Genomic DNA, 21,848 nt, shown 5'->3' on the forward strand with positions numbered 1-21,848 from the left:
TTGCCCTCGTCGGGGACGATTCCGATGGGCTGTTCGGTCGCATTTGTTGCGCACGGATAACAACCCTGATTTTCAGTACGAGCGAGTCTTGTCAGCCGGTGGGCGAAGTTGGAAAGTTGCCCACCGTCCGATTCGTTCGTTCGAAATTCAGGAGATCGCTATGCGCAAGAACGTGGCGGCCACGCTCGCCGCCGGAACGATGGTGCTGGGTGTCGGCTTATGCACGCCGGGTCTCGCTCACGCGGAGTCGAGCGGTCCCGGCATTCCCGATCCGCCCACGGCCACCAGCCAGCAGCTCACCGCCGAAACCGACTACCCGGACGCCAACTGGGTGCCCGCGCACACCTCCAACTTCACCGGCGCGGACCGCCCCGGTACGAACACGATCGACAAGGTCGTCATCCACGTGACGCAGGGGTCCTACGACGGTTCGCTCGCCTGGTTCCAGAATCCCGATGCGCAGGTTTCGGCGCACTACACGGTCCGGTCCTCGGACGGGCAGGTCGCGCAGAGCGTTCGGGAGAACGACATCGCCTGGCACGCCGGAAATTGGACGTACAACCAGACCTCCGTCGGAATCGAGCACGAGGGTTGGGTCGACGAGCCCGAATGGTTCACCGACGAGATGTACGAATCGTCGGCACAGCTGACCGCCGACATCGCGAACCGGTACGACATTCCGCTGGATCGCGACCACATCATCGGCCACAACGAGGTGCCCGGTGCCACGCACACCGATCCCGGCTCGAACTGGGACTGGGACGAGTACATGAGCCTGGTCCGGAGCTACGCGACGAACTGATGTCGGTCCCGTTCCTGGCCGGCCTTGTCCGGTATTGATCGGGCCGTGGTGGCTCGGTTCGGCGTTGCGCGGTGCAGGTGACCGGTTCGTGCGCCCGGACGTCGCACGCCGCTCGTTCCGTTGGTCGATCGCGAGCCGGCCTCGAAGGCTCCCGAAGGGTCGACTGATGCGGACACGTCGGCGATGATGGGTGGCTCTCGTCACAAGAGTCCGGAGGTCAACGTGGACAAAGCCGCCGAACCGAGCTACGCGTCGGGTGTTTCCGACGTCCCGCTGCTGGGAGACACGATCGGCGCGAATCTGGACCGGACGGCCGGGCGCGTCGGAGACCGCGATGCACTGGTGGAGTACAGCTCCGGTCGGCGCTGGACCTACCGGGAGTTCGTCGCCGATGTCGACGCGCTCGCACTGGGCCTGCTGGGCGAAGGCATCGGCAAGGGCGACCGGGTCGGTGTGTGGGCGCCCAACCGCGCGGAGTGGACGGTCGTGCAGTACGCGACCGCGAAGATCGGCGCGATTCTGGTCAACATCAACCCGTCCTACCGGGTTCATGAACTGGAGTTCGTGCTCAACCAAGCCGGGGTGCGGATGTTGGTGTCCGCCCGCAGCTTCAAGAACTCGGACTACGTCAAGATGATCGACGAAGTCCGTCCGAAGTGTCCCGCGCTGGAGCGGGTGCTCTTCCTCGGCGACACCGACTGGGACGCGGTGCTGGATGCCGGCCGCCGGAGCGATCCGGAACGGCTGACCGAGGCGATGGCCGGTCTCAGCGCCGACGACCCGATCAACGTCCAGTACACCTCGGGCACCACCGGTTTCCCGAAGGGCGCAACGCTCTCGCACCACAACATCCTCAACAACGGGTTCTTCGTGGGCGAGCTGTGCGGGTACACCGAGCGCGACCGGGTCGCGATCGTGCCGCCCTTCTACCACTGCTTCGGCATGGTCATGGGCAACCTCGCGTGCACGTCCCACGGCTCGGCGATGGTCATCCCGTCCGAGGGGTTCGAGGCCGAGGCCGCGCTTTCGGCGGTGGCCGCCGAGCGGTGCACCTCGCTGTACGGGGTGCCGACGATGTTCATCGCCGAGCTCGACCACCCCGAGTTCGACAACTTCGACCTCGGTTCGCTGCGCACCGGCATCATGGCGGGCTCACCGTGCCCGGTCGAGGTGATGAAGCAGGTGATCGACCGGTTGGGCATGTCGGAGGTCGCGATCTGCTACGGCATGACCGAGACCTCGCCGGTCAGCATGCAGACCCGCGCCGACGATTCGGTGGAGCGGCGGGTGTCCACTGTGGGCCGCGTCGGCCCCCACCTTGAGGTCAAGATCGTGGATCCGGTCACCGGGCTGACCGTTCCTCGTGGTGAGGCCGGCGAGTTGTGCACCCGCGGCTATTCGGTGATGCTCGGCTACTGGGAGCAGCCGGACAAGACGGCCGAGGTGATCGACGCCGCCCGGTGGATGCACAGCGGCGATCTGGCGGTGATGGACGAGCACGGCTACGTCAGCATCACCGGACGCATCAAGGACATGGTCATCCGGGGTGGCGAGAACATCTACCCGCGGGAGATCGAGGAGTTCCTCTACACCCATCCCGATGTGCTGGACGCCCAGGTCATCGGCGTTCCGGACCCGCGCTACGGCGAGGAACTGATGGCGTGGCTGCGGCTGCGCGAGGGCGCGCCCGAGATGACCGCCGAGATGCTGCGGGAGTTCTGCCGGGGCAAGTTGGCGCACTACAAGATTCCGCGCTACGTGCACGTCGTCGACGAGTTCCCGATGACGGTGACCGGCAAGGTTCGCAAGGTCGAGATGCGCGAGCAGGCCAAGCGGTTCCTCGACCTGGACGCCTGAGCCGGGCCGCCGACGGAATCACGCGGGTACAGCCCCGACCCGAGCCGGGCACACGGCTCCGGTCGGGGCTGAGGTTCATCAGAGGGCCGCGAGGGTCTTGGCGTCCTCTTCGCCGAACTGGTCTTCGAGACGTTCGGGGGAGGCGTCGACGTCGATCTTGTCGACCGCGACTCCCCGCGCCGAGGAGATCGCGCCCAGTCGGCGGGTGGCGCGGTCCGAGGCGTAGGCACTGAGCTCTTCGATGTCCAGACCGAAGGGGTGCTCCTCCGGGAAGTCGTCCGGGCGCCACTGGATCTGGGCCAGCGCGTGCGGCAGCAGCGTCTGCAGCTGCTCCTCGACGACGTTCCAGTTGTTGTCGTCGGCGGCGACGTGCCGCCTGCAGGTGAAGGTGCCCCACGCCATGTGGCGCCGTTCGTCGTCCCCGATGCGCTGGACGATCTGCTGCATCCCGGGCAGGATGCCCCGGCTGCGGCAGATCTTGTTCCAGGCGAAGTACCCGGTCAGCGCGAGGCTGCCCTCGACGACGTGGTTGTAGGTCACCGAGGCGCGCACCTGGTTCGCCGCGCTCGGATCGTCGTGCAGGGCGTTCAGCACCTCGGGCAGGATTTCGTAGAAGATCGCCCGGTAGCCGGGGTTGTCCTGCACGTGTTCGTGCAGGTCGGCGTCCAGGCCGACGGCGTCCATCCACAGCCGGAACGCTTGCGTGTGCTTGGCTTCCTCGAAGCAGAACTGAGTGAGGTACATCTCGTCGCCGAAGCGGCCTTCGGCGCCCATGGCGGCGATGAACGGCTGCAGGTCCTGGGTGACGGCTTCCTCGCCCGCGATGAACTGGGAGCACAGGGTCGCCACGCTGTACTTCTCCAGGTCGCTGAGCTGCTGCCAGTCTTCGACGTCCTGGCTGAAGTCGATGTCGGTCGGGTTCCAGAACTTCGCGTTGCCCTTGTTGAACAGGCGAAGCGGGAGGGAATCCCAGTTCAGGCCGCCCGCGCGGAGCGAGTGGAAGTCCTCGCGATGTGAGGTTGTCGCGGCGTTCGTCATGGTCGGCTCCAGCGTGGCGGTTGTGAGACGTATTACCCGTGATTTTCGATACGACTCAGTTTCGAGTCAAGTGCCTGCCCAGCCTTTCCGGAGTGCTTGCCCCGGCCTTCCGGAGCGCCTGCCGAGCCGTTCCAGAGCCTCTGCGCGGGCCTTTCGAGGGGCCGAACAGCGCCCTCGATGTCAGGATGCCCAGCTCGTTGCTTAACCTGGGCAGGTGACGTTCCACAGTTCCGGGCCCACCGTCGGCTTCGATCTCGATCTCACGTTGATCGACGCCCGCCCCGGCATCGTCCGCATGTTCGACCTGCTCAACCAGGAATTCGACCTCCGCATCGACGGAGAACGCTTCGCGGCGAACCTCGGCCCACCCCTGCCGGACGTGCTGCGCGAATACGGCTTCGAATCACCGCTGGTCGACGCGCTGGTGGCCCGCTTCCGAGAGCTGTACCCGAGCGTGGTGATCGACCGGACCACCTCTATGCCGGGCGCGGACGCCGCCCTGGACGCGGTGCGCGAAGCGTCCGGTCGCACCCTCGTGATCACCGGCAAGTACGAACCCAACGCCGCCCTGCACCTCAAAGCGATGGAGTGGCACGTCGACCACCTGTGCGGCGACGTGTACGCCGCGGACAAAGGCGCGGCGCTGCGGGAACAGGGTGCGTCGATCTACGTGGGAGACCACCTGGGCGACATCCTCGGCGCGCGGAGCGCCGGAGCCACGGCGGTCGGAGTGGCCACCGGCCCCTTCGACGCGGAGGCGCTACGGGAAGCCGGAGCCGACGTCGTGCTCCACGACCTCACCGAGTTCCCCTCCTGGCTCTTCGCCCGCTGAGTCATCGCAAACCGGCATTCTCGGAGGCCAGCACCAGCCAGGGATCAGCATTCTCGGAGGCCAGCACCGTCGGGGATCAGCGCCGTTGGAGGTCAGCACCGTCGGGGATCAGCACCGTCGGGGGTCAGCGCTTGCGCGCGGTGACCACCAGCGTCACGACGCCGACGATGAGCCCGAGCGGGGCGAGCATCGTCGACACGTTCAACCAGACCGGCAGATTCTCGTAACCGGCCGCGTACAGCGCGAAGATCGCCACCGTGGCCAGCAGGCCCATCCCGAAAAGAACGATCGACACGGGCAGCGCTGGGAAACTGGAACTCGATCCGGCCATGACCGCAGCTTAGAACCCGTGCCGGGACGTGGTCCGGACCGGCCCGGTCCGTGGTGGCGCGTGCACGTGGCCACCGGTGCGCAGCACCCGGTCGAACACCCGCCCCACCCCGGGAGCCACGCGCACGCCACCCGGTGATGAGTCGGCGGCTTCGCCACGCGCTACCGGGTACGCTTAGGATGACGCGTCTTGGGCACGCAGTTTTTCGTGGCCGAGGCGCTTTCGTCATGTCGGGATCGATCGACTCCATCGATCGCCTCCGGGATGGCGCCGACAGCAGTGACGATCGAGCACCCACAATCGGCGCCCGCAAGGGACGTCGCTCCGGGGCGAGGATTCGACAGGGAACGGTGAGGACAGTGCCGACCGGCAGGGTCAAGTGGTACGACGCGGACAAGGGCTTCGGCTTCGTGACCCAGGACGGTGGGGAGGACGTGTACGTGCGAGCCTCCGCACTGCCCTCGGGTGTCGAAGCGCTCAAGACCGGCCAACGCGTCGACTTCGACATGGCCCAGGGACGTCGCGGTCCGCAAGCGCTGAAGGTGCAGCTGCTGGACCCGCCGCCCTCGGTGGCCGAGGCACGCCGCCGCCCTGCCGACGAGCTGCACGGCATGGTCGACGACATGATCAAGCTCCTGGAAGCCAGGGTGCAGCCCGAGCTGCGGCGCGGCCGCTACCCCGACCGCAAGGTTTCGAAGCGGATTGGGGAAGTGGTGCGGGCCGTGGCACGCGAGCTCGACCCTGGGGCCTGATTCGCTGATTTTCGGGTGGTCCCGTTGGGTGCGTGGGGGAAGCGGCTGGTGCCGCTGAGACCCCGCGGATCGCTCTGGCTTACTTCTCGGGTTTGGCGTCCAGGACCCAGCTGCCGCCGATGCCGAAGTTGACGCCGCCTTCGGGGCCCGGGGTGAGCACGGCCGAGAACTGCTGCACCTCGACGTGTTCGAGCTGCGTGCCCTCGGGCGGTAGCCGCAGCGTGTAGGAGTGCCGCTGGGTGGGCGAGAAGACCTCACTGCGTCCGTTGATCTCCTCGCCGGTGTCCGTGCGGTAGACGAACGCCACCTGCCACGGGGTGGTGGCGACCTCCTGCGGAACCGAGATCTGCAGCGGCGTGTCCGGCGGCACCTCCAGCTCGCCGACCGGGTCGGCGGGCGGCGGTGCGCAGTCCTCCCCGCTGGCGTCGCAGTACTGCGCGGGCTGAACCTCCACGGAATTCCCGTGGGAGTAGAAGGTGACCTGCGGTTCGGTGGGCGCGGAGCAGCCGGCAACGGCGATGCCCGCCACGGCCAGCAACGGTTTCAGTCCTCGGTGCACGTCGCGAGCCTACGACCTTGCCGCCCCCTCACCGGTACGGGCGGGTGGGCGAGCGCATCCGGACCCGTCGCTGATCGGTGGTCGGGGTGCTCAGGAGTTCACGGTGCGAACCGCACGCGGAACACGTGCGGCCAGTTCTTCCCGGTCAACAGGAACTCGTCGGTTCCGGGAACGGCGGCGATGCCGTTGAGTACGTCGGCGTCGGCCGCTTCATCGGCGGTGAGCAGGCCGGAGGCGTCGACGACGGCCTTCACGTGGCCGGTGCCGGGGTCGATGCGCAGCACCTGGTCGCTGCCCCAGACGTTCGCCCACACCTGGCCGTCGACGCATTCGAGCTCGTTGAGCGATTCGATCGGTTCACCCCCGGAGGTGACGGTGATCTCTCCGACCCGATCGAAGGACCGCGGATCGCGGAAGGTGAGCAGGGAGCTGCCGTCGCTCATGACCAGCCGGGTCCCGTCGTGGCACAGGCCCCAGCCTTCGCCGGAATAGCGCACGCGCCGGAGCTCCCGCAGGGACTGCCTGTCCCGCTCGATCGCGACCCCTTCCTGCCACGTCAGTTGCCATATACGGTCACCGGTGACCGTGATGCCCTCGCCGAAGAAGTTCGCAGGCAGCCGGGTCTGTCGGTGCACGTGCCCGGAGTCCGGGTCGATCGCTCGCAGCATCGATTCGCCCCGCAGTCCGGTGCTTTCGTAGAGGGTGCCGTCGGCGAGTTCCAGGCCCTGTGTGAACGAGGAGCGGTCGTGCGGGTGCACGTCGATTACATGCGCACGAAGGTGTGGCACGCTTTCCGGGTGCACAATGTCCTTTTCGGTTTGCTCCTGGTTTGCTTGGCCGTCTTGCTCGGGTGGTACGTACGGCGCGCAGGCCGTCAGCCACAGGCCGACGGCCAGCACGCCGCCGACGAGGGCACGTCCTGGGCCGAGGAGTCGAAACCGCACCCCGAAAGCCTGACACGGGCGACAGGTCCACCGGACACGTGCGGCACAATCGAGACTGTGACGCCTATGCCAGCTCCGACCACCAGCCCCGGTGCGGACGCCCCTTTTGGAGCCGCAATGGAGCCGAGCGGTGAAAGCGTGCCGCCTCAACCGGATGCGGCACTCGTCGATGCGGTGGACATCGCTCGTGCCGCGGCCGAGGAGGAGGCGGCACCCGGCCCGAACCCGATCGGTTCCCCCGTGCTGACCCTCGACGCCGAGGGCATGGAGGCGGTTGGTGCGCATGTCGGGGTGCGTTCCGAGGACGCCCACGCGGCGACGCACTTCTTCGAGTCGAACTACCCCGGTTACGTCGGCTGGCAGTGGGCGGTGACCGTGGCCAACGCCGGTTCCGGCGCCCCGGTGACGGTCAGCGAGGTCGTCCTGCTGCCCGGTTCCGGCGCGTTGACCGCACCGGCATGGGTGCCGTGGAACGAGCGGGTGCGCCCCGGTGATCTGAGCGCGGGCGATCTGCTGCCCAGCGGCCCGGACGATCCGAGGCTGTCGCCCGGCTACCTGTCGGACGATTCTCCGGAGGTCGAGGCACTGGCCCACGAGGTGGGCTTCGGCCGCAAGCGGGTGCTCAGCGGCGAGGGCCGGTTGGCGGCCGCCGAGCGCTGGCACGCCGAGTTCGGCCCCGACTCGGAGATGGCCAAGATGGCTCCGGGCAGCTGCGGCACGTGCGGATTCTTCGTCACCCTGGGCGGTTCGCTCGGCACGGCGTTCGGCGTGTGCGGCAACGAGGTCGCCCCCGCCGACGGCCACGTGGTGCACGTCGAGTTCGGCTGCGGCGCGCATTCCGAAGCCGAGATCGACACCTCGTCGACCGTGCCGGTGGCCGAGGTCGTGTACGACGACACCACGTTCGATTACGAGTCCCGGGGGTGAGCGGAGCCGATCCGTTCGGCACGGCCGCGCTCCGGCAGGCCGTGCTCCAGGCGTGGGAGGCGTCGCCGACTCGCTTCCGGGAGGACGCCAACGCCGAGGAGGATCTCCGGCTCGGTGGTTATCGCGACCGGCTGCTGGTCGAGCTCGCGCAGAACGCGGCCGACGCGGCCGGTTCCGGTGGTGTGCTGTCGGTGCGGATCGTCGATGGTGAGCTGCGGGTCGCCAACACCGGTGCGGAGCTGACGGCCGACGGTGTGGCCGGACTGGCGTCGCTGCGGGCTTCGGCCAAGCGCGGCAGCGGTTCGGTCGGCCGGTTCGGTGTGGGTTTCGCGGCGGTTCTGGGGATTTCGGACGAGCCGAGGGTCGTCTCGCGCAGCGGGGCGGTGGCCTTCTCGGCCTCCGGAACCCGCGCGGAGGTGGCCCGGCTGCCCACGGCGGCCGACGAACTTTCGGAACGGGCCGGTTCGGTGCCGGTGTTGCGCCTGGTGTGGCCGGTGGGCGAGGAACCGCCTGCGGGCTTCGACACCGAGGTCCGGTTGCCGTTGCGTCCGGACGTGGACGCGGACGCGCTGCTGGAGTCGTTCACCGAGCAGGCAGCCGATCTGCTGCTGGCGTTGCCCGCGCTGGCGGAGGTCCGGATCGGCGACAGCTCGTGGCGGCGCGAGGACGACGACGCGGACCGGTTGACGGTGCGCGGCCCCGGCGGAAGCACCCGGTGGCTGGTGCACCGCGGTTCGGGCGTGTTCGACGAGTCGGCGCTGGCCGAGCTGGGCGCGGAGGCCCGGCACAGCACGGGCTGGTGGGTGTGCTGGGCGGTTCCGCTGGATCCGGACGGTGTGCCGATCCCGCTGGCCGAGGACGTGCTGCACGCTCCGACGCCGACGGAGGAGCGGTTGTCGCTGCCCGCCCGGCTGCTGGCGAGCGTTCCGCTGGAGGCGGATCGCCGCAGGGTCGCGGTGGCGCGGGCTTCGGACGAGGTGTTGGCTTCGGCCGCCGCCTGTTTCCCGGCTCTGATCGAGAAGTTGACCGCCGAACACCGCCCGTCGCTGGTCCCGCTCCCCGGATTTCCGTTGTCCGATGTGGACGACAAGCTGCGGCTGGGCGTGCTGGAGCGGCTGCGGGACACCGCGTGGCTGCCGGGCGCCGGTGACGAGCCGGTCGCCCCGCGCGAGGCGAAGGTCGTCGACCACGCCGCGCCGGAGCTGGTGGAGCTGCTGCGGGAGGTGGTTCCGGGGCTGGCGTCCGCGGAGCTGTCCGAGGCGCGCCACCGGCGGGCGCTGAGCGCGCTGGAGGTGCCCCGCATGGGCGCGGCCGAGGTGGTCGCGGCGGTGACGGGGCTGGATCGTCCGGTGGCGTGGTGGCGCGATCTGTACGCGGCATTGGCGCCGATCGAGGCGGTCGATCCGTACGCGCGCGAGGAGTTCACGGCGTTGCCGGTGCCGCTGGTCGACGGCCGCACCGTGACGGGCATGCGGGACGTGCTGCTGATCGACGAGGAGTCCGACCCGGCCGAACTGCTGTCCACACTGGATGTTTCGGGGTTGCGGATCGCCGACCCCGGGGTGTCGCATCCGCTGCTGGAGAAGCTCGGCGCGCACCGCGCGGGTCCCGATGATCTGCTGGATTCGCCCGCGTTGGCGGAGGCGGTGCGCGGCAGCGTCGCCGATGCCCGGTCGGGTGTCGACGTGCGGCCGCTGGCCGATGCGGTGCTGCGGCTGGTGGATCTGTCGCGTTCGCGCGACTGGCTCGGCGCGCTCGCGTTGCCGGAGTCGGGTGGTGATTTCCGCCGGGCCGACGAACTGTTGCTGCCCGATGCGGTGCTGCTGGAGGTGCTGGCCACCGAGGAGGTCGGCGAGGACGGCCCGCTGGGCGCGCTGGACGCGCGTTTCGCCGAGCGCTGGTCGCGGCACCTGTTGCGGTCGGTTGGCGTGTTGGACGGCTTCGTGGTGGTGACCGAGGAGGAGCCGACCGAGCCCGATCACCGGTGTCCCGATACGCGCCTGTGGTGGGCGGAGCGCGAGGCCGCCGATCCGGAGCAGTGGCCGCCGGCCCGGTTCACGGGTGTGCGCGATCTGGATTTGGTGGCCGATGAGGCTTGGCCCGCGGCGATCCGGCTGCTGGCGCAGGATCCGGACGGTTCGCGCGCGTTGCGGGAGCCGGGTGGTTATCCGGCGTGGTGGCTGGCGCGGTTCGCGATGTTGGCGGGTGCGCCGCCTCGAGCGTGGCGGCTGCCGGAGGCCGACGGCATCGCGGGCTTGTACGACCCGGTTCCCGATGTGGGCCTGCCCGACGAGTTGTTGCGACTGGCCGGGGTGCGCGACGAGCTGCGCGTGGACACCGAGGACGACGCGGCGGACGTGCTGGGCCGGTTGGCTGATCGGGCCCGCACGGTGCGCGCGGGCACGGCGCTGCGCGCGCACGGGGCGTTGGCCGAGTCGGTGGCTGCAGGCATCGTGGATCCGGGGGCGGTGGAGACGCCGGTTTCGGTCCGGTCCGTTTCGGGTGCGGTGGTCGACGCCGAGCGCGCTGCGGTGTTGGACGAGCCGTGGATGCTGGGTGTGCTGGATGCGCCGCTGGTCGTCTCGGGTGGTGGCCCGGAGGAGTTCGACGCGGAGGCTCTCGCGGAGCTGCTCGACCTGCCGCTCGCCTCGGAGGAGAACTCGATGCGGGTGCAGGACGAGGGCAAGGTGCAGGCTTGGCGCGAGGTCGGGCGCGTGGCCACGTCGTGTGAGCTGTTGGGCGTTCCGATCCCGGACGGCCAGGTGACGTTGTACGACGGTCTGCGGGTGCAGGGGGCGGGCGAGCCGTACCGCGTGCACTGGTGGGTCGACGCGTTCGGCGCGGTGCACGCGGAGCGCACTCCGGACGGCCTCGGTCGGGCGTTGGCGTGGTCGGCGGACCGCTGGAAGGAACGTTTCGCCTTGGCGGCTCTGCTTGCCGACCCGGAAGCCACCACCCTCCTGCGCTGAGCGGTTTCGCTTGGAGTGGCCGCATATTCCATGGCCGCGCGGGGTGTGCGGCCCACTCGCGTAAGGAGGTGTCCTGGTTTTTCGAGCCGTTCTGACGCGACATCAGCAGGCGGACCACTCCCGCGACGGACAGGGCCGCTCCGAGCAGAAAAACAGCGCCCACGAGCATCATGAGCAGCCCGGCGCCGATGTTCGCGCCCGCCCCGTCCGGGGCGGCCACCAGCGGCGACCCCACGAGGTAGAGCAGCACGCTGAGGACGATGATTCCGGATCCGGCTCGTATCAATGGTTCCCTCCCTTCGCGGAAACAATGGCAGCCTATGCGTCCCGGCCGAAGTTCACGCCGCCCAGCGACGCCGGCCGCTACTTGATAGGCGACCGCACCGAAGGGCCGCGCTGGCCTACACCGTCCGGGAGATGCTCGTCCTGATCTTCCTCGGATTCTTCATCGCCCTCGGCATCGAACCGATCGTGGCCTGGCTACACCAGCACCGATGGCCGCGCGGAGTGGCCGTGACCGCCATCGTTCTCGCCGTGCTGATCGTCATCGGTGCGCTCGCACTGCTGGCGGTGGTGCTCGCCGCCCGGCAGCTCGGCCAGCTCGCGGAACAGGCTCCGCAGACACTGTCCCAGCTCGGCGCGAAGTTCGGCAACGGCACCTCACTGCAGGCACAACTGACTGATCCGGCTACGCATGACCAGGTCAAAAACGCGATCGGCAAGCTCGGCAGCATGCTTTGCGGAACGTTGGCCGCCGGGTTCGCCGCGGTCGGCGCCTTTTTCGGCGGCGTGTTCGCCGCAGTCACCGCAGGGGCTCTGATGGTCTACTTCTCACTGGCCATGCCCCGCATCCACGCCGCCACACAGCGCACCGCCGGCACTTCCGACCGTGCAGAGGCAGTTCGGACCGCTCTGGGACGCGTCGGCGGCTACGTCACCGGGCAGGTCATGATCTGCGCGTGCGCAGGTCTCGTCTCGTTCCTGTTCTTCTTCATCGCGGGCGTGCCCTACCCGTTCCTGCTGGCACTCGTGGTCGCCGTGCTCGACGCCATCCCGCAGGTCGGCGCCACCTTGGCCTCGCTGGCCGGGACACTCGTAGCGCTGAGCCAGAGCATCACGCTCGCGGTCGTCACGTTGATCTTCTTCATGCTCTACCAGGCGGCGGAGAACTACCTCATCGCGCCCAGGGTCTTCGCCAAGACCGTCGAACTCAGCCCGCTCGGGGCGTTCGTAGCCATCCTGATCGGGGCCGCGCTGGCCGGTGTGCTTGGCGCGGTGACCGCGTTGCCCATCGCGGCTGCCCTGAAGATCCTGTTCCAGCAGGCACAGGCCGAACGGCGGCAGCAGACCACCCGGCATGCCGCGGAGGAGCCAGCTCCGGCCCCCGAGGCCACCTGAGAGCGGACGCATGCCGGGGGTGTTCGGTTCCTTGCCGAAGGTCACGCGGGCTCGGACGTCCGAAGACGGCCGGACGGTGATCATCGAGTACGCGGATCCGGCGTTCGTCTCGGAGCTGCTGGCGCTGGTTCGGGAAGCTGGAGCATGCCCGTGAGGTGGAGTGCCTCCGCCGGATATCGATGCGAGCTGTGTCCACTCGACTAGGTAGATCAACCACACCGATTCAGAGGTGCAACTGCCAGCCAGAACGACGTTGGACGTGTCGAAGTGGACGCCTGAAAAAGGCCATACGACCAATTGGTTACCGGTAACCTGTGCCAGGTGGATGACTGGGTATTGAACGAAGACGATGAGCGAGCGGCGTGGGAAGAGCCGGAACCGGACAAAACGAGCGATATCGATTCTGCTGACGAGGATGCCTTAACCGGACAAGATGCCGGCGGAAACGTGACTGTGTACGTGACCGAATCGGCTGAGGTGGTGACGGTCAAGCTCGCGGATGACTGGAAGCGCTTGGTTGAGTCCGGCGCCTTCGATGCTTGTGTCGTGGAAGCAGCCAACGCGGCCACGATGCATGCGCTCGCGAATCGGCTTGAGACTGGCGAAGGCGCATCCAGTGCCACGGAACAGCCCGAGCCCGACGTGTCCCACTACGGCAAGAACGATGTGGCCCGGGTACTGGACGCGGTCACAGCCGATCTGCAGAATTTCTCGCAGCGAATGTCGGCTGTCGTGGACCAGCCTGCTTCTGCGTCGAGTTCGGGCGGCCATGTAAACGGGTCCGCCCAACGGGGCAAGATTCTCACTGTCTCGACCGATGGTGATTGGTTGGTCTCTGTTCGCAAGTCTGAAATTGAAGGTGAGATTCTGGACGTTCTGCAAGATCTCGGAAAGCAGATTTCTCCGGGCGAACTGGCGGAAGGGCCCAGCAGTCCCGCTATATCGGAGCTCAACGCGCTCGTGCGAGATCCACAAAAGCTCCTACGCGCGGTAGGTTTACCGTCCCAGTAGTTGTCCGGCCTTGAAATATTGCGAGGAGGCGTTGTGTCGGGACATATCGCGGTCGCTCTCGAAGCGATGCGAGTGGATGCGCGGGTTTGGGAAGATGCGTCAAGCAGCTTGACCGGCCCAAAAGAAACCGTTGCGGGTCTGACCGTCGAACCCGCGCAGGTAAATATGTGCGGGATAGATAAAGGAATCGATCAGACATACGAAGCGGCTCGGTCGGGAATTGAGGACATGCTGGGGAAGGCCGCGAAATACTTTGAAAAGCTCGGCGGAGACTTACGGGACTCGGCGGAGCAATATGAATCTGATGACAAAAGAGCTCAAGAGGGGCTTCAATCCATCCAGTAAGGGGGGGCTATGTCAGCGTTGGCGGACGCTCAGGCAAAATCAACCGAGTTGGAGTCGAAGATCCAGGAGTTCTTCGACCAAGTTAATGACGTGCTGAGCTGGGTGCCGGACATGTTCTCGCATCTGATTGAACCGATCCAGCAGGGGATGCGTGAGTTTAGAGAGAAGGTAAAGGAGTTTTGGGCGGAGCTCAGTCAATTTTGGAAGCAGCCTGGCGACGCCGACGGTTTGAAGCAGATCGCTGACCAGTGGTCCAATTCGGTGTCCTCGTCGATCGCGGATATTGTTGGTGACATCGGCATCAACAACATGCGGGCCAACGTTGAGTGGGAAGGACGCGCGGCTGAGGCGTACAAGGCGCTGATTCCGACTCAGAGCGACGGCCTGAATGGGATCAAGGGCATCGCTGACCAGCTCAACTCGTCGCTCCACAGCCTGGGCGATTCGATTGATTCATTTTGGTTAACTATCACGTGTGCGCTTGCCGCTTTTGCCGTAGCGATATTCGGTGCGATCGCGTCGGCTTTCACGGTGGCGGGACTCCCGGCGGGGATCGCGGTCGTCACAACTGTGGTTGCGGCTAACATCGCATTGATTACGACGGCGATCACATCTCTCAACTCCCACCTCGACAAGATCGATTCGGAACAGCGTTCCCTCAAGCAAGCTATCGACGGCCTTGGAGATCAGTGGGAAAAGTCCGGGACCGAGATGACCGATGCGACTACAAGTGACGGCGACGCATCCGATTGGCGTGTGAACGCGTGACGTATCAGCAATACGGGCCACCGCAGCAATATGGGCCGCCGCAACAGTTCATTTGGATTCCTGACTCGCTCATTGGCAAGATCCGCGCGACGTCGATGCGGGTAGGGGCTACCGCGGTAGTTGTGAGCTTGGTGGTGGGGATCGTCGCCGTGTGGTGGGGTGGGCACCTTCAGGTTGCTGACCATCCGGCGGCCGCGTTTACGACGATCTTGACTGCGGTATCGGCGTTCTTTTCGGTGTTGTCGGGTGTGGGGATGATGCTCGGTCGTAAGTACATCGCACGTGGTTTTGTGGATGTGTGGTCTACTCGCCGTGCTTGTCGACTCGCGCTGGTGATCTGGATCGGGGCAATCGTTCTTGGTGTTCTGTCCAGCTTTAACCTGATGATGGTCGCTGGATCGGGGGTGGTTGAGGGCCCGTCCGTTGGGGCTGAGGCTGCGGCGTTCTTGCTGCTTCCTGCCTTGCTGGTCGTGGTGACAGGTGTCCTGTTCTTCGTCGCGCGGTGGCTGCTGCGCCCTTCTCCGTCCCTGCTGCGTCAGCACTACTACCCGACCGCGTAGCTGGGGCGTTCGCCGCCTTCTAGCGGTGAGGGGGTGGAGGCTGGCTGGTCTTGAGGTAGGTGAGGAACCTGGCCCACGTTGGTTTGGCGAACGCGAGGGTTCCGCTGTCGCGGCTCTTCGTGTCGCGCACGCCGATCAGCTCGCCGGTGTGGCCTACTTCGACACAGTTTCCGACGGCTCCGCTGTAGCTGGAGGTGCGCCAGCCGGTTCGGTCGCGGTGGGCGCACGTCTTGGAACGAGCGGGTTTGCGCCTGTGCGTTTCATGCATGGTTTCCCCTGCCTCGCGCGCGTCGAGAGGTGCTGTGACCGTCGGGGGGGTTCACTCCGCGGTGGGCCGCACGCAAGATCCACTTTATGTGCGCGTGCCACTGCCCGGATCCAGCAATCAGCGGCAGCTTCTCGAAACCCGGAGTACGCACGAGGGCCCGGAGCACTACGCCTCGCGGCGGTAAGGCAGGGCAGTTCGGGGCAGATTAGGGAGAACCGGGACGTCGAGTCATCCGAGCTCCCCCAACGATCGAGCCGGGGCGCTCGGATGACCGGCGTCAACGTTGCTGGTAGCGGTCCCGTTTGATCGCGCTGAGGAAGCCTGCCCACTGGGCCTCGGAGAGTGTGATGATGCCGCCCGCGCGGTCCTTGGTGTCGCGCACGCCGACTGTCGCTGCGTTGAAACCGACCTCGACGCAGTTGGATGTTGATCCGGAGCGCGTGGACTTCCGCCAGTGAGTTCGTGACCACTCGGGCACTTGTTACCTCAGCTCTTCGATGATTCCTGTAATCATTCGCTGAGATTCTCTCGTGTTCAAGGCGACGGCGTCGATGCGCTGCAGCGCATCGCGATACGGCCCGGTCATCGGTGTCTCGTCGAGGAAGACGGCCGACCGAGCAAGCTCAACGTGGACGACTGGGCGGGCGGTTGGGAACTGAAGCATGAAGAACCCTCCAACCATGCCCGGGTGTGCTTGCACGCGAGTTGGAACCACGCGAACACGAACCGACCTCGACCGTTGGTTTAGCGCGATGAGTTGTTCGAGCATCACTTCTCGATCCCCGATGTTTGCCCGCAACGCTCCCTCGCCTATGAACGCTGAATATTCGACCTCTGTGTGCTGCAGAACCTGCTGACGGCGTAACCGAGCGGTCAACCGGAGCTCGATCTGATCATATGGAATACCGTCCGCCCGCATGTACGCGCGGGTGTAGCTCATCGTCTGCAGCAATCCCGGTATGAGCAACGGTTCCCAGTTGACCATGACGGAGGCTTCCGCCTCATAGCTGGCAAGGGTGGCGGACTCGGATGGCAGGCCAGGCAGCCCGACTTCCCACCATCCAGGTTCGTCGTCGTTTCTTGCCATCTCGGTGAGCCGGTCGCGTGCTTGGCCAGTGACCCCGTAGAGCGCAAGCAACGCGGCCACTTCTTCAACCGTGATGTTGCGCCGTCCGTTTTCGAGCCGGGAGAGCGTCGACTTTGACCACCCGAGCTGTGCAGACACGTCGGTCACGCTGAGACCGGAGTTTGTGCGAAGCGTCCCTAACTCGGCACCGAGGCCACGTGCACGCACGCCAGGCTTCCTACGCGGCATGAAAGCCCCTCCTTCGTGTGATCACTTCGCGCTTGTCTTGGTTGCAGCTACCTGACATTGTTGCAGCAACAGATGACCCTGTGTAGTTATCTTTTCACATTTAGCAACAGTTGGTTCTTGGAGGTCAGGGATGTTGAGTGGTGGGGCGAAGGTGGGGCGGTGGCAGCCGGTCACGGGTGGTCGGCATGCGTTCGACCTGGCGGCTCGGCGGTCGGAGCCGGGTGTGGTGGTCCACGCCTTGTGCGGTGTCGAGGTCAGTTCGGATGAGCTGCAGCAGATCGCTTCGGAACTGCACTGGATTCGCGAGGACACGTGCATGGCCTGTTGGCGGCAGCTGGCGATCCGCGACTACTGACCGGCGCTACTACCCGCAAACACTCGCACCGCGGCCCGATGGCCCGCGAATCCTGGGAAATCCTGCGCTGGGGGAGCAAACCCGCATGAACTACTGGCTCGAACTGGCCACCCTGATCTTCTTGAACGTCGTCGTTTTCAGCATGGCGCTTACCCGCATCCCGCGAGCGGCCCAACACGGCTGCGGCCGCACGGACAGTCGAACGGTGTGGCAGGTCATCGCCGCCATCGAAGCGGAACGCCGGCGAGAAGCAGCCGCCGCCGGAAGACATCGCCTGTTGGCGGCGTGAAACCGGATCGGCCCGCTTCCCCGGCCGGGCCGGTCCACCAGTGGCCGGGCGCGCCCTCTCCCCGAACCCCCGCGCGCCCGGCCACTCTCCCCGAGAACTCCCGCAACGAGGAGCACCGTGCCCGAGTCCACATCGGACGCGCCGTTCGCCTGCTGGGTGGCGTTCGGCTACCAGAACCACGTGATTCCGCTGGACGACCCGCATCGGACCGGCAGCGAACTCATCGGCGTCTGCGGCGTCCTGACCGAACCCCGCGAAACTGCGCCACCGGACGCCCGCCCCACTTGCTCGGTCTGCGCGGGCGCGGTGCGCTGTGGCGATTACCGCACTGTCGACTAAAACAGCCCGCCGACAACCCGCCATATCGGAGGATTCGCGCAAAGCACCACGAACAATGGGGGAGCAGACCCTGTGACACAACCCGGTTGGCCGAACCAGCCCGGCCCACACCCGAACCACGGGCACGGAATCCCACCGCATCAGCCCGGACATCCCCAGCCCGGATACCCCCATCCTGGATACTGCCAGCCCGGCTACGGTCCACCCCCGAAGAAGCCCAAACGCTGGGTGCCGTTCGTCATCATCGGCGCGATCGTGCTGTTCGTGGGCCTACCGGTAGTCGTCATCGTCGGCGGGCGCCTCTACTTCGCGATGCGGGACGACGAACCCGAAGCCGTGCCCGCCGCCGACGTGCGGTGGACGGCACCGGCCCCGAACGACCTCACCATCATGGGCAGCTGGGCAACCGACGGTGCCCTCGTGACGATGGACCGCGACCACCTCAACGCTTATGCGGCAGCAGACGGCGTCCGGAAGTGGCAGCTCACGCCGCCCACCCGCGAAGGTGCGCCCGGCAGCGGCGCGTTCTGCGGAATGAGCAGCACCACCGAGGACGGGCTCGGTGCCGTCTCCTACGGGACGTTCGACCCCGAAACTGACCATTACCCCCAATGCGCCGGGGTCATGGTGGTGGACCTCGAAACCGGTCAGCCGGTCCAGCAGGTCGACCTGCCGGTGCTGTACGAACGCTTTTCGGACGAGAACATCCAACTCGACATCGTGGGCGATCACCTGGTGTTCGCCCAGCACGACATGGTGACCGCGATCAACATCGCCGACGGCCGCGAAGTCTGGCGCCACACCGCTGTCGCCGAACGAGGCTGCCACATCGACGACTTCGAGGCCGGTGCAGACGCGGTCGTGTTCCCCGAATTCTGCGGAACCGTCGAGAAGGAAAGCTCGATCGTCGTGCTCGACCCGCAGACCGGGGCTGTCAAGAACAGCACGCCGCTGCCCGGCGTTGAAAGCCGGCCGCAAATCATCTCCGCCGACCCGCCGGTGGTGCTGGTGCCGCCCGAAGAATGGGGCGTCGGAACACCCGAATACCTCGTGTTCGACGAATCGGGGCAGCGAACCACCACCATCCCAGCAACCGTGCCCGAGGGAGGTCTGCAGGTCTTCGCGGTCAACGATGGCGGAGCGGGCAACGGTGACCCGCACGGGCGCTACCCGCTGGTGATATCCAACGGCCTGCTCATCGCGGCGACCGTCCCCAGCAGCGTCAACGAACTCCGCGAAACCAACCGAATCGTGGCCTTCGACCTCGAAACGGGGGAGCAGCGCTGGAGCGTTCCGCTCGGCCCCAAGATCGCGGGGGTGCCGTTCGCGGCGACCGAGAACGGGGTCCTCGCCATCCACGACCGGACCTACGAGAACCCCTCGCGTGTGGTGGAACTGTCCTTCGACGACGGTGCCATCGAACCGGTCAGCGGCGAATACCCCAAAGACCAATTCGGCATGATCAGCAAATCCGAACTGCACTGGAAGAACGGGACTGTCTACGGGGTGAACATGGGCGCATCCAACTGGGCCCCCGGCCTGTTCGCCGTTCGATAACCGGCACGGCCCGGCCGCGTATCGCCGTGCGCGGCCGGGTCAGGTTCGCCCGCAGGGCCGTGCTGCCGTCAGGACGCGGAGCCGTTGTCGCGGCGGCGAAGCAGCAGCAGGCTGGCAGCCGAAAAAGCGCGGGCCGCGCAACGAAAATCGATGCGCGGCCGCCCCAGATGAGAACTACTCGCCGAATACCGGCGGGGCGACAGGTGGGAGCCCCAGCTCGTCCCACGCCTCGTCGGTCGGCAGCATGTACTTGTTCTCGTGCTCGCCGTCCTCTTCGCCGCCTTGGCCCTGACCGCGCGCACCGGCGCCGCCGCCCATCGCGCCCGCGCCACCACGGCCACCGGCACCACCAGCCGCACCGCCTGCCGCGCCACCAGCCGCGCCGGGCATGCCTGCGCCCGCACCCGCACGTCCACCGGCACCGAGCGAACCAGCACCACCGGCACGACCACCGGCACCAGCCCCAGAACCAGCGCCGGAGCGACCACCGGCACCAACTCCGCCACGGCCACCGCCTGCGCCGGCGCCGCCTGCACCGCTCATACCGGCCGCGAGGCCGCCGCCGGCACCAGCGCCCGCACCAGCCCCGGCGCCCGTTCCGGCACCCGCACCAGCACCGCCACCGACACCGGGAGCCGGGCCGCCGGAATTGGCCCACGACGAACCGCTGCCCGCAGGCGAATCGGAATAACCACCAGGACCGACGCCCGCACCGGAGCCGCCACCGGAGAACCCGGAACCGCTGCCACCGGTGACACCGGAACCGCTGCCGCCGCCTACCGGCTGCGAACCACCGCTCGGGCTGACACCCATCGGGCTCTGGACCGAGCCGCCCGTTCCACCACCGCCCGTGCCCTGCTCATACGCCATCTCCGGCGGCTTGGGGTAATGCGGAAGACTGGAAGACGCATCGGTAGTGCTCGCGTCGTAGGAGTCGTAGTACTGCTTGGCTTCCGCTGCCTTCTCCGTGGCCTGCGCTTCCTGCTTCTGCAGGTCCGTCTCCTGCCCGAAGACAGCGGCCGCACCCTTCTCCAGGTAGCTGTCGGTCGCATCGACCTTTACCGGCTCCGGCATGGCATTCTTGACCTGGGAGAAGTTGATGGCCTGCCTGCTGGCGGCATCGGCGACCCCTTCGGAGACATCTTTGGAGTCCCGAATGAAGTTGGTCATCGGCGCGAGCGCCGAGCCGTGCTGTTCAGCAGCCTGGCCGGACCAGGCGACACCCGCACGCTTGTTGGCTTCATCGAGAAGGTCTGCGACCTTGTTGAAGTCTCCGGCGATGTCTTTCTGCCAGTCTTGCACAGCGTCGTTTAGCGGCCCGATGTCTTTGCCACCGTGGATTTGCTTGTACTTCTCTGGGTGGTGGAAACCCACCTGGCTCATGATCTCGTCGGTGTTGCCGCTGTCCGACGGGCGGGCGAGTAGGTAACCGCCAACGATTGGTAAAACCATCGCTGGACCTCCCTTCTGCTTACGATGTGGTGTGGATTAATTCCGATATCTGGTCTAGCCTTCTGCGGGGATATTTTTCACTGACTCGGTGAAGACTTTCTCTGCGAATGCGCAAGGATCTGCGTGCTGTGAAGCGTCGCTGCCGAATTTGGTAACATTAATCAGAACCGTATGTTCGTCTGAAACGCCGGCCGCAATCCCGCACAGAAGTTCAGACGAGTTGATTCGAGCGGCCGGGTATCCTGCGACATTCGTTTCTTCGTAGTTCGCGAACTCGTCCTGGTTCTCCCGAATTCTGGAGAATCCTCCACCGCTGACTGAGTCAGGTGAGAAATCAATGCTGACATTGTCGCCGCTCCAGCTGCATGCGGTTTCGCCCCAAGGGGTTTCATCAGTGGTTGGCTCGGCTGTAGCCCCAAGATCGGCCAGTTGTCCCTGAGTTAGAGCAGCACATGGATCTTGCAATGCGCTCACGTCTTTAGGGTTCGTTACCTTCAGTGCTGGATCGGCGGCTTTAGTAGGCTGCGTAGTCTTCTCGGGGCTGCTGGATTGCCCCGGAGAGTCCTCGGTGGCCTGGCCACAAGCCGAAAGGACTAGGGCAGAAACGGTGGCGACACTGGCCAAAATTGCACGGCGTAGCACGGAATTCCTCACACTTGGGTTGGCTTTGCGTTCTCGTCGGCCGCCTGGTAATCATTTATGGCATTCTCGAGCTGTTCAATCTGCTCGTTGAGCCGCTTGATCCCGTCATTGACAGCCTCGAGAAGGCAGCCGGGTTCGCTCGAAGCCATCTTGCCGAGGTCTTTCACCAGTTTCTTGCTTACTTCGTCATCTCCAGGAGAACCAATCAGCTGCAAACGCGCTGCCTTGGTAGCGATCTTGGAGAGCTGCTCACGGGCGTCTTTGTAACTGGCCAAAAGCCCCGGGGCTTGATCGAGGTCGACCGAGAACGACGCCTGCTGGGCCGTGCCGCCGGTGTTCACGTAGGTCGACACCTGGGCCATCCCTGCCGCGATGCCTCCCATGCCCGGTGTCATGCTCATGGCAGCGCCGAAGCCTGCGGCAGTCGCCGGGTTGGCTTCCACCATCTCCTTACCCCCTCGTTTGCTGCGAGCTCGCTCGCACGCCTTGGTCACGATCACGCTCAGCTTGCCAGGTCCACACCCGCGCGCGTAGCCCT

The 21,848-nt window shown here is 66.3% G+C and carries 26 protein-coding genes; 16 read left to right on the top strand and 10 right to left on the bottom strand.

The window, feature by feature from the left end; all coding sequences use genetic code 11:
• The first annotated feature begins 160 nt into the window (after positions 1–160).
• Complete coding sequence (locus ACYVAN_RS06710; RefSeq protein WP_460956784.1) at positions 161–802, top strand: N-acetylmuramoyl-L-alanine amidase; 642 nt, start codon at positions 161–163, stop codon at positions 800–802.
• 120 nt (positions 803–922) lie between these two features.
• Positions 923–2,659, top strand: a complete 1,737-nt coding sequence (locus ACYVAN_RS06715; RefSeq protein WP_460956786.1) for an AMP-binding protein — start codon at positions 923–925, stop codon at positions 2,657–2,659.
• Positions 2,660–2,737: 78 nt separating this feature from the next.
• Here the strand turns inward: ACYVAN_RS06715 and ACYVAN_RS06720 are convergent, their stop codons facing one another.
• Positions 2,738–3,697, bottom strand: coding sequence for a R2-like ligand-binding oxidase (locus ACYVAN_RS06720; RefSeq protein WP_460956788.1), 960 nt, complete (start codon positions 3,695–3,697; stop codon positions 2,738–2,740).
• A gap of 214 nt (positions 3,698–3,911) precedes the next feature.
• On the opposite strand from ACYVAN_RS06720, the gene ACYVAN_RS06725 reads away from it, so the two are divergent.
• Complete coding sequence (locus ACYVAN_RS06725; protein WP_460956790.1) at positions 3,912–4,529, top strand: HAD family hydrolase; 618 nt, start codon at positions 3,912–3,914, stop codon at positions 4,527–4,529.
• Between the two features lie 124 nt (positions 4,530–4,653).
• Here ACYVAN_RS06725 and ACYVAN_RS06730 read toward each other — a convergent pair whose 3' ends face one another.
• Positions 4,654–4,860 carry a hypothetical protein gene (locus ACYVAN_RS06730; RefSeq protein WP_460956792.1) on the bottom strand — a complete coding sequence of 69 codons (207 nt, stop codon included), beginning with the start codon at positions 4,858–4,860 and terminating at the stop codon, positions 4,654–4,656.
• A gap of 350 nt (positions 4,861–5,210) precedes the next feature.
• On the opposite strand from ACYVAN_RS06730, the gene ACYVAN_RS06735 reads away from it, so the two are divergent.
• Positions 5,211–5,612: a cold-shock protein gene (locus tag ACYVAN_RS06735; protein WP_460956794.1), complete on the top strand. Its 402-nt coding sequence runs from the start codon at positions 5,211–5,213 to the stop codon at positions 5,610–5,612.
• 79 nt (positions 5,613–5,691) lie between these two features.
• On the opposite strand, the gene ACYVAN_RS06740 is transcribed toward ACYVAN_RS06735, so the two are convergent.
• Both ACYVAN_RS06740 and ACYVAN_RS06745 read right to left on the bottom strand, forming a co-directional pair.
• On the bottom strand, positions 5,692–6,171 hold the full coding sequence (locus ACYVAN_RS06740) for a DUF2771 family protein (protein WP_460956796.1): 480 nt from the start codon (positions 6,169–6,171) through the stop codon (positions 5,692–5,694).
• Positions 6,172–6,269: 98 nt separating this feature from the next.
• Positions 6,270–7,115 carry a glutaminyl-peptide cyclotransferase gene (locus ACYVAN_RS06745; RefSeq protein ID WP_460956798.1) on the bottom strand — a complete coding sequence of 282 codons (846 nt, stop codon included), beginning with the start codon at positions 7,113–7,115 and terminating at the stop codon, positions 6,270–6,272.
• A gap of 138 nt (positions 7,116–7,253) precedes the next feature.
• On the opposite strand from ACYVAN_RS06745, the gene ACYVAN_RS06750 reads away from it, so the two are divergent.
• The 8 genes from ACYVAN_RS06750 to ACYVAN_RS06785 all read left to right on the top strand — a co-directional run bounded on the left by ACYVAN_RS06750 (position 7,254) and on the right by ACYVAN_RS06785 (position 15,093).
• Positions 7,254–8,042 (top strand): DUF3027 domain-containing protein, encoded by a 789-nt coding sequence (locus ACYVAN_RS06750; RefSeq protein WP_460956800.1) that lies wholly within the window; start codon positions 7,254–7,256, stop codon positions 8,040–8,042.
• Positions 8,039–11,011 carry a sacsin N-terminal ATP-binding-like domain-containing protein gene (locus tag ACYVAN_RS06755; RefSeq protein WP_460956802.1) on the top strand — a complete coding sequence of 991 codons (2,973 nt, stop codon included), beginning with the start codon at positions 8,039–8,041 and terminating at the stop codon, positions 11,009–11,011. The genes ACYVAN_RS06750 and ACYVAN_RS06755 overlap by 4 nt, the downstream gene beginning before the upstream one ends.
• 285 nt (positions 11,012–11,296) lie before the next feature.
• The gene (locus tag ACYVAN_RS06760) at positions 11,297–12,409 is read left to right on the top strand and encodes an AI-2E family transporter (protein WP_460956804.1); all 1,113 of its coding nucleotides are present in this window, start codon (positions 11,297–11,299) and stop codon (positions 12,407–12,409) included.
• Between the two features lie 10 nt (positions 12,410–12,419).
• The gene (locus tag ACYVAN_RS06765) at positions 12,420–12,563 is read left to right on the top strand and encodes a hypothetical protein (RefSeq protein WP_460956806.1); all 144 of its coding nucleotides are present in this window, start codon (positions 12,420–12,422) and stop codon (positions 12,561–12,563) included.
• A 167-nt stretch (positions 12,564–12,730) separates the two neighbouring features.
• Positions 12,731–13,420, top strand: coding sequence for a hypothetical protein (locus ACYVAN_RS06770; RefSeq protein ID WP_460956808.1), 690 nt, complete (start codon positions 12,731–12,733; stop codon positions 13,418–13,420).
• Positions 13,421–13,453: 33 nt separating this feature from the next.
• Positions 13,454–13,765: a hypothetical protein gene (locus ACYVAN_RS06775; RefSeq protein WP_460956810.1), complete on the top strand. Its 312-nt coding sequence runs from the start codon at positions 13,454–13,456 to the stop codon at positions 13,763–13,765.
• 9 nt (positions 13,766–13,774) lie between these two features.
• Positions 13,775–14,533, top strand: coding sequence for a WXG100-like domain-containing protein (locus tag ACYVAN_RS06780; RefSeq protein WP_460956812.1), 759 nt, complete (start codon positions 13,775–13,777; stop codon positions 14,531–14,533).
• Positions 14,530–15,093, top strand: a complete 564-nt coding sequence (locus tag ACYVAN_RS06785) for a hypothetical protein (RefSeq protein WP_460956814.1) — start codon at positions 14,530–14,532, stop codon at positions 15,091–15,093. The genes ACYVAN_RS06780 and ACYVAN_RS06785 overlap by 4 nt, the downstream gene beginning before the upstream one ends.
• Before the next feature lie 19 nt (positions 15,094–15,112).
• On the opposite strand, the gene ACYVAN_RS06790 is transcribed toward ACYVAN_RS06785, so the two are convergent.
• The 3 genes from ACYVAN_RS06790 to ACYVAN_RS06800 all read right to left on the bottom strand — a co-directional run bounded on the left by ACYVAN_RS06790 (position 15,113) and on the right by ACYVAN_RS06800 (position 16,676).
• Complete coding sequence (locus ACYVAN_RS06790; RefSeq protein WP_460956816.1) at positions 15,113–15,361, bottom strand: DUF397 domain-containing protein; 249 nt, start codon at positions 15,359–15,361, stop codon at positions 15,113–15,115.
• A 277-nt stretch (positions 15,362–15,638) separates the two neighbouring features.
• On the bottom strand, positions 15,639–15,839 hold the full coding sequence (locus tag ACYVAN_RS06795) for a DUF397 domain-containing protein (RefSeq protein ID WP_460956818.1): 201 nt from the start codon (positions 15,837–15,839) through the stop codon (positions 15,639–15,641).
• 3 nt (positions 15,840–15,842) lie between these two features.
• Positions 15,843–16,676, bottom strand: coding sequence for a helix-turn-helix domain-containing protein (locus ACYVAN_RS06800; protein WP_460956820.1), 834 nt, complete (start codon positions 16,674–16,676; stop codon positions 15,843–15,845).
• A 130-nt stretch (positions 16,677–16,806) separates the two neighbouring features.
• On the opposite strand from ACYVAN_RS06800, the gene ACYVAN_RS06805 reads away from it, so the two are divergent.
• The 4 genes from ACYVAN_RS06805 to ACYVAN_RS06820 all read left to right on the top strand — a co-directional run bounded on the left by ACYVAN_RS06805 (position 16,807) and on the right by ACYVAN_RS06820 (position 19,216).
• Complete coding sequence (locus ACYVAN_RS06805; RefSeq protein ID WP_460956822.1) at positions 16,807–17,031, top strand: zinc finger protein; 225 nt, start codon at positions 16,807–16,809, stop codon at positions 17,029–17,031.
• An 85-nt stretch (positions 17,032–17,116) separates the two neighbouring features.
• The gene (locus ACYVAN_RS06810; protein WP_460956824.1) at positions 17,117–17,320 is read left to right on the top strand and encodes a hypothetical protein; all 204 of its coding nucleotides are present in this window, start codon (positions 17,117–17,119) and stop codon (positions 17,318–17,320) included.
• A gap of 117 nt (positions 17,321–17,437) precedes the next feature.
• Positions 17,438–17,659, top strand: a complete 222-nt coding sequence (locus tag ACYVAN_RS06815; protein ID WP_460956826.1) for a hypothetical protein — start codon at positions 17,438–17,440, stop codon at positions 17,657–17,659.
• A 72-nt stretch (positions 17,660–17,731) separates the two neighbouring features.
• The gene (locus ACYVAN_RS06820) at positions 17,732–19,216 is read left to right on the top strand and encodes a PQQ-binding-like beta-propeller repeat protein (protein ID WP_460956828.1); all 1,485 of its coding nucleotides are present in this window, start codon (positions 17,732–17,734) and stop codon (positions 19,214–19,216) included.
• 174 nt (positions 19,217–19,390) lie between these two features.
• Here the strand turns inward: ACYVAN_RS06820 and ACYVAN_RS06825 are convergent, their stop codons facing one another.
• From ACYVAN_RS06825 to ACYVAN_RS06835, 3 genes are read right to left on the bottom strand one after another with little or no spacing between them, the layout of a single operon-like run.
• Positions 19,391–20,668 (bottom strand): PPE domain-containing protein, encoded by a 1,278-nt coding sequence (locus ACYVAN_RS06825; protein WP_460956830.1) that lies wholly within the window; start codon positions 20,666–20,668, stop codon positions 19,391–19,393.
• Positions 20,669–20,722: 54 nt separating this feature from the next.
• A complete protein-coding gene (locus tag ACYVAN_RS06830) occupies positions 20,723–21,322 on the bottom strand; it encodes a DUF3558 domain-containing protein (protein WP_460956832.1) in 600 nt (199 codons plus the stop codon).
• Positions 21,319–21,756: a hypothetical protein gene (locus tag ACYVAN_RS06835; protein WP_460956834.1), complete on the bottom strand. Its 438-nt coding sequence runs from the start codon at positions 21,754–21,756 to the stop codon at positions 21,319–21,321. Before ACYVAN_RS06835 ends, ACYVAN_RS06830 begins: the two co-directional genes overlap by 4 nt.
• Between the last annotated feature and the right edge of the window lie 92 nt (positions 21,757–21,848).

The organism is Parasphingorhabdus pacifica (assembly GCF_054779195.1).